The organism is Litorivivens sp. (assembly GCF_057445395.1).
Genome location: NZ_JBVBUV010000035.1, coordinates 23,816 through 38,307, shown reverse-complemented (window position 1 = coordinate 38,307; position 14,492 = coordinate 23,816). Strand labels below are relative to the sequence as shown.

14 protein-coding genes and 1 pseudogene are annotated in these 14,492 nt (G+C 54.0%); 7 read left to right on the top strand and 8 right to left on the bottom strand.

The features are described 5' to 3' along the window. Both AC222A_RS11315 and AC222A_RS11310 read left to right on the top strand, forming a co-directional pair. A partial coding sequence (locus AC222A_RS11315; protein ID WP_486775005.1) for an acyl-CoA dehydrogenase C-terminal domain-containing protein occupies positions 1–1,263 on the top strand: 1,263 nt, incomplete at its 5' end. 91 nt (positions 1,264–1,354) lie between these two features. Continuing rightward, entirely contained in the window at positions 1,355–1,576 is a 222-nt protein-coding gene (locus AC222A_RS11310; protein WP_372764003.1) for a DUF3094 family protein, read from the top strand. Positions 1,577–1,591: 15 nt separating this feature from the next. Here AC222A_RS11310 and AC222A_RS11305 read toward each other — a convergent pair whose 3' ends face one another. Both AC222A_RS11305 and AC222A_RS11300 read right to left on the bottom strand, forming a co-directional pair. After that, a complete protein-coding gene (locus AC222A_RS11305) occupies positions 1,592–1,969 on the bottom strand; it encodes a diguanylate cyclase domain-containing protein (protein ID WP_372780930.1) in 378 nt (125 codons plus the stop codon). After that, positions 1,920–2,189, bottom strand: a pseudogene (locus AC222A_RS11300) (diguanylate cyclase); the annotation flags it as partial. The gene AC222A_RS11305 and the pseudogene AC222A_RS11300, both read right to left, overlap by 50 nt. A 135-nt stretch (positions 2,190–2,324) precedes the next feature. Between AC222A_RS11300 and AC222A_RS11295 the strand changes: the two are divergent. After that, positions 2,325–3,173, top strand: coding sequence for a S1 family peptidase (locus AC222A_RS11295; RefSeq protein WP_372764005.1), 849 nt, complete (start codon positions 2,325–2,327; stop codon positions 3,171–3,173). Positions 3,174–3,269: 96 nt separating this feature from the next. Here the strand turns inward: AC222A_RS11295 and AC222A_RS11290 are convergent, their stop codons facing one another. After that, positions 3,270–4,748, bottom strand: a complete 1,479-nt coding sequence (locus AC222A_RS11290) for a type IV pilus assembly protein FimV (protein ID WP_486775004.1) — start codon at positions 4,746–4,748, stop codon at positions 3,270–3,272. A 476-nt stretch (positions 4,749–5,224) separates the two neighbouring features. Between AC222A_RS11290 and AC222A_RS11285 the strand changes: the two genes are divergently transcribed. Further along, complete coding sequence (locus AC222A_RS11285; protein ID WP_372797520.1) at positions 5,225–5,947, top strand: helix-turn-helix domain-containing protein; 723 nt, start codon at positions 5,225–5,227, stop codon at positions 5,945–5,947. Positions 5,948–5,956: 9 nt separating this feature from the next. Here the strand turns inward: AC222A_RS11285 and AC222A_RS11280 are convergent, their stop codons facing one another. Continuing rightward, positions 5,957–6,640, bottom strand: coding sequence for a cyclic di-GMP-binding domain-containing protein, MshE-related (locus AC222A_RS11280; RefSeq protein WP_372749098.1), 684 nt, complete (start codon positions 6,638–6,640; stop codon positions 5,957–5,959). A gap of 158 nt (positions 6,641–6,798) precedes the next feature. On the opposite strand from AC222A_RS11280, the gene AC222A_RS11275 reads away from it, so the two are divergent. Next, positions 6,799–8,418: a phytoene desaturase family protein gene (locus tag AC222A_RS11275; protein WP_486775003.1), complete on the top strand. Its 1,620-nt coding sequence runs from the start codon at positions 6,799–6,801 to the stop codon at positions 8,416–8,418. Here the strand turns inward: AC222A_RS11275 and AC222A_RS11270 are convergent. Continuing rightward, on the bottom strand, positions 8,415–8,900 hold the full coding sequence (locus AC222A_RS11270) for an Lrp/AsnC family transcriptional regulator (RefSeq protein ID WP_372764722.1): 486 nt from the start codon (positions 8,898–8,900) through the stop codon (positions 8,415–8,417). The genes AC222A_RS11275 and AC222A_RS11270 overlap by 4 nt on opposite strands. A gap of 285 nt (positions 8,901–9,185) precedes the next feature. Here AC222A_RS11270 and AC222A_RS11265 point away from each other — a divergent pair, with 285 nt between their 5' ends. Next, positions 9,186–10,853 (top strand): 2-isopropylmalate synthase, encoded by a 1,668-nt coding sequence (locus AC222A_RS11265; protein ID WP_372749497.1) that lies wholly within the window; start codon positions 9,186–9,188, stop codon positions 10,851–10,853. Between the two features lie 45 nt (positions 10,854–10,898). Here the strand turns inward: AC222A_RS11265 and AC222A_RS11260 are convergent, their stop codons facing one another. Next, complete coding sequence (locus tag AC222A_RS11260) at positions 10,899–11,375, bottom strand: Lrp/AsnC family transcriptional regulator (protein ID WP_372749496.1); 477 nt, start codon at positions 11,373–11,375, stop codon at positions 10,899–10,901. Between the two features lie 75 nt (positions 11,376–11,450). On the opposite strand from AC222A_RS11260, the gene AC222A_RS11255 reads away from it, so the two are divergent. Then, entirely contained in the window at positions 11,451–12,599 is a 1,149-nt protein-coding gene (locus AC222A_RS11255) for an acyl-CoA dehydrogenase family protein (protein WP_372749495.1), read from the top strand. Positions 12,600–12,676: 77 nt separating this feature from the next. Here the strand turns inward: AC222A_RS11255 and AC222A_RS11250 are convergent, their stop codons facing one another. Continuing rightward, the gene (locus AC222A_RS11250; protein WP_486775002.1) at positions 12,677–14,140 is read right to left on the bottom strand and encodes a sulfatase family protein; all 1,464 of its coding nucleotides are present in this window, start codon (positions 14,138–14,140) and stop codon (positions 12,677–12,679) included. A gap of 52 nt (positions 14,141–14,192) precedes the next feature. After that, entirely contained in the window at positions 14,193–14,489 is a 297-nt protein-coding gene (locus AC222A_RS11245) for a hypothetical protein (protein ID WP_486775001.1), read from the bottom strand. Between the last annotated feature and the right edge of the window lie 3 nt (positions 14,490–14,492).

Here is a 14,492-nt window from a genome sequence, read left to right as displayed (position 1 = left end):
GGTACAGACCTTGGTTTGATCAAAACTAAAGCAGAGCCTAATGCTGATGGCAGCTACACCATCACAGGAACAAAGATCTTCATCACAGGTGGTGAAAACGATCTGACAGATAACATTATTCACTTGGTTCTAGCGAAGCTTCCAGATGCGCCAGCTGGATCAAAAGGTATTTCGCTATTCCTCGTACCACGTAACAAAGTTGACGACAACGGAGTGGTTGGTGAAAACAACAACGTGACCTGTGGTTCGATCGAACACAAAATGGGTATCAAAGCATCTGGCACATGTGTCATGAACTTCGACGGCGCGCAAGGCTGGTTGGTTGGTGAGGTGAACAAAGGTCTTATGGCGATGTTTACCATGATGAACTACGAGCGTTTGTCAGTTGGTGTTCAGGGCTTGGGGCTGGCGGCCGCTGCTTATAATGGTTCGCTCGATTATGCGCGCGAGCGCCTCCAGAGTCGGTCACCGGCAGGTCCGCAGAATGCTGACGGCCCGGCCGATCCGATCATTGTGCACCCCGACGTGCGCCGTATGTTGCTGACGCAAAAAGCCTATGTGGAGGCTGGTCGCGCTTTCGCGGTCTTTGTTGGTCAGCAGCTTGATACCGCCAAATTTGGTGAAGGTGAAGAGCAGGCGCGCGCAGCGGGCCTGGTTGAATTGCTTACGCCTATCGCTAAAGCTTTCCTGACAGACAAAGGCCTGGATTGCACCGTGCTTGGTCAGCAGTGCTTTGGTGGCCACGGCTACGTGCGAGAGTGGGGCATGGAGCAGTTGGTGCGCGATGTGCGCATAGCCCAGATCTACGAAGGCACCAACGGAATCCAGGCGCTGGATCTGATGGGGCGTAAAGTCGCCGCTAATGGCGGCCAGAATATGGGTGTACTGCTCCAGGAGATGCGTGACTATGCGGAATCGGTCACAACTGCTGGAATGGAAGAGTTTACCGCACCGCTGCAATCGGCTGTCGAAGTGTTGGATTCTCTGACCAGGGACGTGCTCAATGCGGCCAAGAATGACCCTCATGCGGTTGGCGCAGCGTCGGTAGAATACCTGCACGCCGCTGGCTATACCATCTACGCGTACATGTGGGCGCGCATGGCAGAGGCAGCACTGAAAGCGGGTGATAACGAGTTTTACACGAGCAAGCTGCACACCGCCCGTTTCTATATGAAGCGTTTGCTGCCGCAATTGCAGGCGCTGGCAACATCAGTACGGGCTGGTAGCGATGTGTTAATGGATTTGCCTGAGAGCGCATTTTAAGCCCCTGTCCATGATCAGGGCGGGTTTCTGTTGAAGCTCGCCCTGTGTCTTGCGGACAGCTGGCTTGGCCAAACCCGATTCGGGTGGGATAATGCGAGGTCAGTTCACACCCGATGTCGTATTCGCCATGTCTCAAGACCGCAAGCTCTACCCCGAAGATCAGCAACGCGTTGATGAGTACCTCAAGTCTGGGTACAACGACACGCCACGAAAGCCCTTCAAACCACTTCGCATGATATTCATGTTGATAACGGTGGTGACGGGTTTCAGTATCCTGAGTATTTTCCTGGCCCGAACAGCAGGCGTCTACTAAGCCTGCTTAGCGGCGCTATTTCTTTGCAAGTGCAACGATGTCTGGGGTTATCGCCGGCCGGACGTTATTGACCAGCTCGTCGCTGTGCATTGCCCGGTCGCGTCCAGCTTCTTTTGCCGCGTACAGAATCTGATCTACCCGAGACAGTGCGATCTGCAGTGTTAGATTGGCATCGGGGATGCCATGAAAGACTCCAGCGCTTACGCTCACAATGTTCAGCGGTGCCGCCACATGTTCCAGTTTTGCTGTGCGCAGCTCCTGTAGGGCCCTGTTGGTCAGTACTTGGCAAGAGCCGGTGGGTGAGTCGTGGGTCAGCACCAGAAACTCTTCGCCCCCCCACGCGCGCCACCACGTCGCTGGCGCGTTTGAACGTACCCGCCAGAATATCAGCAAAAGTCTGTATTACCTTGTCGCCTGCTGGGTGACCGTACTCGTCGTTGTAGCGTGTGAAGTAGTCGATAAAAGCGGCTGGCAACAACCCAGTCCGGCCAATTGCGCGTCTATTGTCTTTATGCCAGCTATCGGCAACCTTGCTGCCAGGCCATTGTGACACGCCAGCCTTGAGCAGCGCAGTGGTCGAGTGCGTACGATAAATACCTGACCCAATACCCATTATAAGGGGGTTGTAGCTGGGGGCGTTCTTTGAGGATTAGCTTCCCAGACTAAACGGCAATCAGTTGGGTCTGGGTGTTTATTGCTCGCATTAAGATGCTAGTCTGTACAGATTCTCTTTCTATGGTGCCGTATTGTGAGCTCGTATTGTCGTGTATTAGCGCTGGCTGGCGTGGTGTTGTTGTCCGGGTGCAAGTCCTCGTCGAGTAATTCCTCTGCCGCTGCAGAGCCGGTCGCCCGTGACTTTGGCGAGCCGACGGCGCAGCAGATCCGCCCTGGGGTGAAAATTTCCTCTTCGTATGGCAGCTGCACCTCAAACTTCATTTTTGCCGCCAATTCTGTCACTTACTACATAGGCACGGCGGCGCATTGCTTTAGTGATGACGCCAACAATGGGGATCCTTGTGAATCGCGCAATGCAGCGTCGGGCTTTTCTGGAGTGACAATAGAAAATGCCCGATTTCCAGGAACACTGGTTTACAGCAGCTGGAGTGCTATGCAGCAGCAGGGTGAGGTTCCTGCTTCCGAACAGTGCCGATTGAACGATTTTGCATTGGTGCAGATACACCCTGATGATCTTGATAATGTGCATCCGTCAGCCTTGCGCTTTGGTGGTCCGACGGGTTTGTACAATGGTTTGGCTGCGGTAGGCGATGAGGTGTTTACCTATGGTCAATCGAGCTTGCACTTTGGAGAGCCTGCGTTAGAGGAAAAACGCGGGCAGATAACGCAGGTGGTCGCAGATGGTTTAGCCTATCGCGTTCGGACTGACAATGCCGGGGTGCCAGGCGACAGCGGTAGTGCGGTCCTTCACGAGGATGGGCGCGCGCTCGGTGTTTTGAGTGATGTTGCCGTGGGGGTTGGTACAGCGCCGGTGAGTAACGGTGTTGTAAATCTTGATCGTGCGTTAGCTTACGCCAAAAATGGTGGTTTCATCCCAGCCTCTACGGTCTTGCTTACCTGGCAGACCTTCAGCGGGCAGTAGTTCTTCGCTGCCAGCCATTGCTATCCAGCGGGCTGATTTGTCGGGTAGTTGCGGCTTGTTTTTTGGGGTGAAAGGTTGAGCTGAGGTAGCGGCTGGTTAAGTGTTTTTTCTGAGCATGGATGCGAAATCTTTGCGTCGACGATCTCGTGACACAAGACGCAGTCGGGGGCCACCGCGGTCGCGATACATCATGTAGCCCATGACCACAGACATGCCAAAGGCAAGCCATCCCATCGAGCGGAACAGGTAGGCGGGCGTGGTGAGTTCGGCCAGTGCTGGTGATGCAGTCGATACAATCGGCTGCTCAGGCAGTGTCTTCTGGGTCGCTGCCTGCTGGCTCTGCTTTTCAATAAGCGCCAGCGCATTGGTTAGCTGTTTTTCAAGTTCGGCAACGCGTTGCAGTGTGTTATTGGTCTGGGCTGCTTGTTGGGTTGCCACTGTATCGGTATGAATAGGGCTGGCTTCGGCGCTTGCATCAGTCTCAGCTAGAGAGTGAAGCTCATATGGCGAGAGCGCTGTGCCGGTCGGTTCGTTGGCGGTGTCGACCAGTGGGTCACTGACAAAGTCTTTGCCGTCGTATTGATATACAGGAGCAGACTCAACGACGGATGAGGGTGATTCGCTGACCTCAATTGCGGAACCGTCGATTGTCGCTACGGTGTCCTTCGGCGTGGAGTCGGCAACTGCTACGGCCGTACTTAGCGGACTGGATTTTTTACTGCCAATAATACGGTAGCCTTTGCCGCCGTCTTCCAAGACCAGTCGCGCGTCGTAACACTGTTCCGGAATGGTTAGTACATAGGCTTCTTTGAGCAGGTGCGGTTGGTTGGCGATAAACGCTTTAGGATTCTGTTCGAACACGGCGGCCATCCACTGGGCGTGGCTGCCGTCCCGCTGTGTACTCAGTTTGTCTGCCAGGCCCCACAGGGAATCGCCCCGACTTACTCGGTATTGTCCGTCGCTGAAGTTGTTATCTGACGTTGAAACTCTTCGCTGCGGTGCCGAGGTTTTTGAGGTGAGGTTTTCAGTGGCGCTGTACTGTAATTCCTGCTGAGAGCGAGCTGGTTTTACCGGATCTATCGTGGCTGGCCGGGTGGCTGCGTTGCTGGTCTGTGTGGTCTGCTTCTGCTGTGAGGAGGAGGCAGGCTTGTTGAGCTGCGCTACACGACTTGTTGGTGCGCTTCGGTGTAATGCGGGGAAGTCGAGTAGTACCGTGTATTCGCGCTGCAAAAAACCACGTGGCCAGCGCAGATTGAGTGTAAACGCCAGGAAAGGCTCCATCACGGGTTCATCGGAGCGCAGGCGAATCATATTGGTGGCTGCGTCGAAATCTACCTGGTATCTGCTGCCCACCATCGCATCGAGCGGGTGGCCTGAGGCATCGTCTTTGAGGGTGGAGAGGGCAATACGGAGGTCTTCGCCGGACAGCTTGCCGAGGTGGTGAACGGGAATGCTGAGGTCTAGCGGGGTGCCAAAATGAGAGCGTACTTCAGCTTCACCAAGTCCGATGGCGTAGGAAAATTCGCATAAAAACAACAAGATAGCGAAAGCTGTGAACTTCAGGTAACTGCGCATTCAGTTGCTCTTTTTTCAGCGTTCACGGTGACTTGAGTGCTGAAAATCACCTGTGGTGTGAAGTATAGCCTAACTTCTCAATAATGCCCAATTTGCGACATTGCGGCGGCGTGGACTTTCGCTTCAGCGAAAGTTCCTCACTTGAGAACAAGTTCACCCTAAAAATATTGCATTTTTGATGTGCGTCTCTCTAACGAATTGCAGTAGCGGCGTAATTGCTATCCACTCTATATCAATATGAATTGGAATGTTATTGAAATGTCAAGCGAATGAGGTCGTCTTGTGGTTTCAGATGGCTGTCGAATGATATCCACCCTCGTCCTAAAACAGCCTTTATATAAAGGCTGTTTTTCAATTTCACGCATGATGTGGCTGCCGGGCAGCTTTCAGGGGCGGTCTATTGGGGCTATGCTGGGAAGCAGTGCAACAGATCTTTCTACACTCCGCTGGCGCGGGGGGCGATAGCGAGGTGAGTTATGGGTGAAGGATCCAAAGGCAGACGCTCAACAACAGGCGATCGTTCTGAAAAAGCCAGTGGCCGCTCCAACCTGATTGATCAGCTGCTCGACTATACGGGCCTGATTACAGCTAGTGTTGTTGATGTGGTCAAAACCGGATCGGCCATACCGCTGATGTATACCGATAGCTGGTTAAAAGACCTGTACATGAAGTCTCTCGACCCAGAGCGTTTGCGAGCCATGGCTGACGCAGGTGAGTTCCTGAAAGATGCTCGGGAAGTTGCGGGTCTCAATCTGCAGGAGTTAACTGAAATCCTCGGGTTGAAAGACGTTGAGTTGCTACGTGAAGTGGAAAATGGCCGAGCGACATTACCGTTTGACATGATCTTGCGTATCGCCGCGCTCATTGCCCGTCACGATCCCATTCCTTTTATTCTCAAGTTTGTGCGAACCTACAATCCTGCTCTCGAACAACGGCTGGATGATTTGGGTATTCTGCAGCTGCCGCGCCAGTATGAGAGAGAAAGACGTTATGTGAACCTGCTGCGCAAACACGATCGCCTTCGTGATATGAGTGATGAGACTTTCGAGCAGTTTCTGAATTTGCAGCGCGCGTCGGTGGACTATTGTCTTCAGGTGATGGATGAAGCGGAAGGGGTGAATAAGCGCTCGGTAAAGCGTAAGAAGGCCACAAAGAAAAAAGCCGCAAGCAAAGAGTCTACACGCAGCGCCGATAAATAAGCTGTTTGGTCAGAAAAATTTGCGAAATTCCACGCCGGTTTCTGTCAAGCGTAAAACCATCTTCCCGCCCCGGCTACGAAAGATTTCATCCTCTTTTGCAAAGCGTCGCGGTGATAGGCTGTCCGCTAGGCTCGGGCGTCGCCAGTTTGCACTCAGCGAATGTGGTGATGCGTGCGGCTTTTCTGCACCGAGGCTGCCCCAGGCGGCTTCCTGTGCACGAGGTTCGGCGGCGTAGCTGGGCGACATCGCCGCCAGCGCCATCGCTGCTGCGGTGAGCAGTTTCTGCTGTAAGCGTAAGTAGGTGGTCAGCCGCGCCACGGAAACGTTATGCGCTTGTAGCAAAATTGATCCAAGGGGGCGTTTGCTCTTGCGCTGTTCTGCCAGTGCTTCTTCCAGCTCCTGTCGGCTTATGCGGCCGTCCGCCATAATGAGGTCGCCGAGGCGACAGCCCAATTCAGCGGTTGTCGCGGTATCGCCCGGTTGACGCAGTTTGTGTTGAAGGTTGAGCAAGGCATCCTTTTCCAGGCGACCAATTCGACGCTGGCGCATAAGCACGCTGCACAGTGGCTGTTTTTGCAGTTCGGCGATGGAAAGTGCTTTGCGAAGTTGTCGACGGGAGATGAATTCGCCGCGCACCAGAAGCTCGCCAATCCTGCTTGGGTCGTGTGTGGAGCATTGGCAGTTTGCTGTCATGGGGCCCCTCCTAGCATTGGGCGCTGGTACCTGATTGTTTGTCGGGTTATAAAACTCGCACTAGTAAAGCCAATCGCAGGTACTGGCGACAATACGTAGTGTCCGAGGTGCGGCATGTCGTCAGCCGAAATAGATCAATAAAAACTATGGGGAAATCAATGGATAAGGTGCGAACAGGCAGGCGTTATCGGGCCAACCGCTTGGCCGGGGAATATGATGTTTTGATAATTGGTTCCGGTATTGGTGGCTTGGTTAATGCGGCCCTGCTGTCATTACTGGGCAAGAAAGTGTGTGTTCTGGAACAGCATTATACGGCCGGCGGCTACACCCATGCCTACGAACGGGAAGGGTTCGAATGGGACGTAGGGGTGCATTACATTGGCGACGTCCATCGGCCGGAGAGCCGTCTGCGGCGAATTTTTGACGTGGTTAGTGAGGGTCGGTTGCAGTGGGCAGAAATGGATCCGGTATACGATCGTATTATTCTTGGTGACCATGAATACGATTTAAAAGCGGGTACCGAGAATTTTATTGCCGAGCTAATTTGGCATTTTCCCGAGGAAGAGGAAGCGATACGTCGCTACGTCGCGCTGGTGCGCGAAACAAGTTACAAGAGCAGCCAGTTTTTCGCAGGGCAGGCAATGCCGAGGCCTCTGGCAGGTGTGTACGGCAAAACCCGCGGAGTGCTGCTCGGCAAACAATTCCGGCAAACCACGCGCGAGGTGTTCGAATCGCTTACCGACAATCAGCAGCTGATTGCGGTGCTCACAGGTCAATGGGGTGATTACGGATTGCCGCCAGCGGAATCTTCTTTCGTGATGCACGCGTTGGTGGCGAAACACTATCTGGCTGGTGGTGCCTATCCTGTGGGCGGTGCGTCGGCGATGGCGCGTAGTATCATTCCCACAATTCAGAAGGCCGGTGGCGAGGTATTTACTTATGCCGAAGTCACACAGATTCTGTTGGAGCGGGATCGCGCCGTTGGCGTGGTTATGGCAGATGGCACCGAAATTCGTGCGCCGGCGATTGTCAGCAATGCGGGCATTTTGCCGACAGTGAACAGCCTGTTACCTGATACCGTTCGTTCGCGCTTTCAGTTGCACAGTGACGATCGCATTCGACTTTCCAGTGCTCACCTGTGCCTGTATGCCGGTTTTCACGGTTCTCCCCAATCGCTGGGAATGGATACCACCAATCTGTGGATTTACCCTGACGCCGACCACGAGGGCAATGTTGCACGGTATCTGAGCGACCCTGACAACAACCCGTTTCCGCTGGTGTATATCTCATTCCCATCGGCCAAGGATCCCCAGTGGTCTGAGCGTTATCCGGATAAGTCTACGGTAGAGATTGTTACGGTAACCAATCCGGAATGGTTCGCCCGCTGGCAGGACACTACGTGGCAGCAGCGGGGTGATGACTACGAGGCGAAAAAAGCGGACCTGTCCGGAAAACTGCTGGCTATCCTGTTTCAGCGTATGCCTCAGCTGGAGTCGGCGCTCGCTTTTCACGAGCTATCCACGCCACTTTCGACTCGCTTCTATCAGCGTAACGTGCAGGGTGAAATTTACGGTCTGGACCACTTTCCGGAGCGGTTTGATCACCCCGGACTGCACCCAAAAACCCCGCTCAAAAATCTCTATCTTACCGGCGCCGATGTGGTTACCGCCGGTGTGGGTGGGGCGGTGATGGGAGGGCTGATGACGACCAGCGTTATGCTGGGGCCACGCAAGGCAAAGGATATGATGAAACTGCTGAAAGAGTGGGCGCCCGGCTAGATATAGTCGAGCGGCAGTGCCTGCCGGTCTACGATCTTGCGCATGACGAAGCTGGAGTGCACTCCGGTCACGCCGGGTATGCGTGTGATGCGATCGAGCAGCAGCGACTGGTAGGCATCCATATCCGGCACAATCACCTGCAGTAAATAATCGGCATCCTGACCTGTTATCAGATAGCAGGCCTGAACTTCCGGGTAGCTGGCCACCGTCTGTTCGAAGGTTTCGAAGCGGTCTGGTGTATGGCGATCCATCCCAATCTGCACCAGCGCGGTCAGCGACAGGCCGAGCTTGCGCGCGTCAAGTCTCGTCACCTTGTTCAGGATAATCCCGGCTTCCTCCAGCAGTTTGACCCGCCGCAAACAGGGTGAGGCAGACAATCCGACCCTGTCCGCGAGCTCGGTGTTGCTGAGATCACCATTTTCCTGCAACTGGGCCAGGATATTGCGGTCGATTCTGTCGAGTTTGACCAGTCTTTCACTCATGTGTGAATTTATATTCCATAGAAAGTGTAGATATTGGAATATTTATCTCATAAATTGCAGTTTGAGCGCAACTTAGCAATAAAATTGCGCGGTAAAAGGCGTAAAGTGGGCGTCATCTGAATTGGCAGACACATTGGCGCAAACATCGCGGGTGTGGGAGCAATGGCCACAAGCCTGAGTTTCACTGTTGCAGATAGGCGAGCAGGGCTCGCTCCCACAAAGAGAGAGCCCTGCTGGCAAAAACCTCCCTGTAAGCCAGCAAAGACCAGATATCCGGAGTCAGCCATGTCTTTTGACCATCGCAAATACCGCCGCTTTGAGGTGCCGAATAAGCCCGATCGGCAGTGGCCAAATAACCGTATCGATCACGCGCCGCGCTGGTGTGCGGTGGATCTGCGCGATGGCAACCAGGCGCTGGTAAAACCGATGAGCCCTGCGCAGAAACAGCGGATGTTCGATCTGCTAATAAAAGTAGGCGCTAAGGAAATTGAAATTGGATTCCCCTCCGCCAGTCAGCCGGATTTTGATTTCTGCCGCAAGCTGATTGACGAAAACCGGATTCCAGACGATGTGACCATTCAGGTGCTTACTCAGGCCCGCCCTGAATTGATCAGCCGCAGCTTTGAGGCCCTGAAGGGCGCGCGTCGCGCCATTGTTCACGTATACAACTCAACATCTGTTGTGCAGCGCGAGCAGGTATTTGGTCTGGATAAAGAGGGCATCAGGCAGATTGCAATTAACGGCGCCCAGCTGGTCAAAGAGGAAGCGGCAAAATACCCGGAGACTGACTGGGTTTTCCAGTATTCGCCTGAAAGCTTTACCGGCACCGAGACTGAATACGCCATAGAGGTCATCGATGCGGTTAATGCAGTATGGCAGCCGGAGCAGGGGCAGGAAGTGATCATCAACCTGCCGGCCACGGTAGAGATGTCGAGCCCGAATGTGTTTGCGGATCAGGTGGAGCGAGTTTGCGAGGGCGTAAAGCATCGTGAACATATCACCATTTGTCTGCACACCCACAATGATCGCGGATGCGCGGTGGCAGCGGCAGAACTGGGCGTGATGGCAGGCGCTGATCGCATAGAAGGCACGCTGATGGGCAATGGCGAGCGCACTGGCAATATGGATCTGATTACGATGGCGATGAACCTCTATTCGCAGGGTGTCGATCCCAAGCTGAACTTTGAAAATATGGCCGAGATTCGCGAGGTGGTGGAAAGCTGTACTGATATTGCCACCCATCCGCGACATCCCTATGTTGGTGAGCTGGTATTTACCGCGTTTTCTGGCAGCCATCAGGATGCGATTCGCAAGTGTCTGGTGAAACGCAAGGACGGTGATGTTTGGAACGTTGCCTATCTTCCTATCGACCCCCATGATCTTGGTCGTCGCTATGAAGAGGTGGTGCGAATCAATAGCCAGTCCGGCAAGGGTGGTGTTGCTCATGTATTGGAGCGCGACTACAACATTGATCTGCCGCGCTGGTTGCAGCAGGAGTTTTCTCGGCTGGTGCAAAAGGAAGCGGAAGACCAGGGTGGCGAAATTGATTCGCTCACCATACGACGTCTGTTCGAGGAGTATTACCTGGCTGTGCCGGATGGCTGGCAGTTACAGCGCTATGACTTGCACCGTGGAGACAGTGGCATTTCTGCCACCGCTACTCTCAGCAGTGGGCGTGAATATCGGGGTGTGAGCAAAGGTGTGCTTGAAGCCATTGTACAGGCGGTGACTGCCGAGCTGGGTCAATCGATTGATATCGACGAATACAATGAGTTTGCCGTTGAAGGTGGAACCAACGCTAATGCGCTGGCCTGTATTCGTGCGGTGATTGATGGCCAGAACTATTCAGCGGCATCCTTGGGTGAAGATACCACGTCGGCCATGTTGCAGGCGCTGTTTTCAATCGCTGGACGCTACTCGGATGTGATCACTGACAACCGCAAGCTGGCGTGAAATACAATGTATGTGGCGCGAGTCAACTGACATTGCGCCACGGGACTAGAGTTGTGTGTCGAGCGGTAGTTCAGTGGTGTTTTTGATTTCCGTTACGGCGATATGAGAGTGGGTTTCGCCCACCATCGGCAGAGACAGCAGGCGTTCACGCACAAAAGTCTCGTAGTGGCGAATGTCTTTGGCCACAACTTTTAGCATATAATCCCACACGCCGGTCATGGTGTAGCATTCAATTACTTCGGGCAGCGTGCGAACGGCGTCTTCAAAATCTTCCAGATATTGGCGGCCCACCGTAGTCAGGTTTACCGTGGTAAACACCACCAGTTCCATGCCAAGTTTTTCACGGTCCAGCAAGGCGACTTTTTTTCGAATCAGTCCGTCCTGTTCGATACGATTAATGCGGCGCCAACACGGCGATTGCGACATATTCAGTGTTTCAGCAATTTCAGTCGAGGTTTTGCTGGCATCTTTCTGCAGAATGTTCAGGATCGTAATGTCCTGCTTACTGAGTTCTGTAGCCATTGTCAGCCCTGTTTATTAAATAATAATTCCACTATATCGAGAATTTGGGTCTACACAAAACGGGATGTGACAAAAATGCATTTTGAACTCAGCGAAGAACAAAGCATGATTCGCGACACCGCCGCTCAGTTTGCCGAAAGCGAACTGGCACCGCTGGCGGCGAAATTTGATAAGGGTGAAGAAAAAGAAGCCTTTATGACCAACCTGAGTAAGCTCGCTGAACTGGGGTTTATGGGGTTGAATATAAAAGCTGAATACGGCGGCACCGAGGCAGGGGTGGTAGCTTTCAGCCTGGCCATTACGGAGCTTGCCAAAGCCTGTGCGTCCACAGCGGTGACCACGTCGGTTACCAATATGGTGGCGGAAGTGATTCAGGCCATGGGCACCGAAGCGCAACGTCAGAAGTATCTTCCGAAGATTACCTCAGGCGAATACGCTGCCGGTGGTTTTTGCCTGACCGAGCCGGGTGCTGGTTCTGACCCGGCCAGCATGCGCACTACCGCGGTGAAGGATGGCGACAGTTATATTTTGAACGGCTCCAAAGCCTATATCACCAGTGGCGAATACGCAGGTGTTTTTGTGGTGTGGGCAGTGACCGATAAAACCGCCAAACGCGGCAAAGGAATATCCGTGTTTCTGGTAGAAAACGGTATCCCCGGGTTGGTGGTGGGCCCGGCTGAGGAAAAAATGGGGCAGAAGGCCTCTGCTACTAATGCGGTCTATTTTGAAGATTGCCGTATTCCCGCCGACGCCTTGATGGGCGAAGAAAACCGCGGTCTGCAAGTGGCGCTGGGCGAGCTCGCCGGTGGACGTATCGGCATAGGTTCGCTAGCGCTGGGGATTGGTCAAGCGGCGCTGGACTATGGTCGCGACTACATCAAGGAGCGCGAGCAGTTCGGTCAGCCCTTGTCGAACTTTCAGGGACTGCAGTGGATGCTTGCTGACGGTTACACGGAGATGGAAGCCGCGCGCTTGTTGCTGATGCAAGCTGCTTGCCTCAAAGAAGAAGGTAAACCCTTTGCCACGCAGGCATCGATGGCGAAATTATTTGCCACCGAAGCGGCCAATAAAGCCTGTTATACCGGCCTGCAGTTGCTCGGCGGTAATGGCTACAACCGCGAATATCCGCTGGAGCGGATGGCGCGTGATGTGCGTATTACGTCTATCTACGAGGGCACCAGCGAGATTCAACGGCTGGTTATTTCGCGAGATATTTTGGGGTAACGCAGCTCAGCTGTTGCTAACGACCTGCGGACGATGGCTTGTCGGCAGGTCGCTCGTCTCCCTTCAGTTCTTCTCTGTTATCGCCAGCCGCCCGGATTTTTCTGCATGGCTTCGACTTTGCTCTCGTACACCTGCTGAAAGCGCTTGAACTCCTCAGGATAGCGTGCGCTGGCATCGTAGGATTCGTTCGGATCGTTGGTTAGGTCAAACAGCCACGGCCCCTGGGGTATTCCAAACCCGAAGTTTGTACCGGCCTGGCTGTGAATGAGCGGTCGGCGCGGCATGTATTTGAAACGCTCGTTGCGCACGCCCAGCACTTTGCCGCTGAGATAATACAGGTGCTCATGAGGGGTTGTTTCTTCACCGCGCAGATAGCCCAAAAGGCTGCGACCGTCCAGTATCCGGTCTTGTGGGGGCGGAAGGTTCAGGATGTCGAGGATTGTTGGCATCAGGTCCACGCCTGAAGCCATGCCGTCGAGGCTGCAACCCTGACACAGGCTTGTTGGCCAATGCGCGATAAAGGGCACGTGCATGCCGCCTTCAAAGGTGTTGCCTTTGCGGCCGCGATCGTTGCCGGGGCTGCCTTCAAACCAGGGGCCGTTGTCTGAGGTGATGATGATCAGGGTGTTGTCATACACGCCAGCCGTTTTCAACGTATCGATCAATTGCCCGATGCCTTCATCCAGCTCTTCCACCACGTCGCCGTATAGTCCCGCGTCGGATCGGCCGAGTTTGCTATCGCGAACATACAGCGGAATATGTGGAAAATTATGCGCCAGGTAGAGAAAAAATGGCGCATTTTTGTTCGCATTGATAAAACGGCTGGTGGCTTCAACGTAGTGCTCACTGAGTTTTGTCTGATCCGCTGGCGCGGGCACCACTACGTGTTCGTTTTCATACAACGCAAAGGGCTTCATGTCGTTGCTGTACAAAGCGCCGTAAAACTGTTCAAAGCCCATATCATTGGGACGAGAACCCGGTTGATCACCCAGATGCCACTTACCTACCAGGCCGGTGCGATAACCTGCCGCCTGTAGCAGGTCGGCGAGTGTGATTTCCGATGGTGGAATGCCGACATTAGCGCCGCGCAGGCGCAGAAAACGATCCAGAGGATGCCCTTCCGGGAACACCACATGGGAAAGGCCACCGCGCTCGGCATGGCGACCGGTGAGGTAGCCAAAACGAGCCGGCGTACAAACCGGCGCGGGGGAGTAAAACTGGTTAATGACTGTGCCGCCTTGAGCCAGACTGTCGATGTTGGGTGTATCGATAGTGCGGGAGCCGGTGAAGGAGAAATCGCCGTAGCCCAGATCATCGTAGAGTACAAACACAATATTCGGGTGCTGTTCACTCTGCTGGTTGCCGAGTTTGCTGATGTTGGCTAGATAGGCCCGCTTGCTTTCAAGCTGTTCTTCTTGCGTGTGCTGTTCGTACAGTGCGAGTTTGATGACACCGACGACCACACCAATGATCGCCAGTGTAACGACGAGCACCAGTGCGTTCAGTAGCAGTTTGACTGGATACAGGACTATGCGGCGCACCCGGTTTCTCCCTCTCATTGCGTTGCTATAACTGGTTTTGCAGTGGCTGGTTTTACAGCGATTGCGGTGATGTTTTCAACGAGCGGTTGACACTCCAAGCAAACACCGTCAGCGACAGCATCCACAAAAAGGCGATGGGCTCATAGGGGTTGATACCCTGCAGCCACGCCATGCCACGCAGCAGGTTGCATTCGGCGGTAGGTGCGAATAAACACAATGCAAAAGAGACCATAGGCTCGCCGGTCTGATTGCTGACGAAATAAAACACGGCGGCCCACCACAGTGACACCACAACGGTGCCGATAGCGCTGATCCACAGCATCGCTTTAACCCATTTGATTTCTTTCATCGT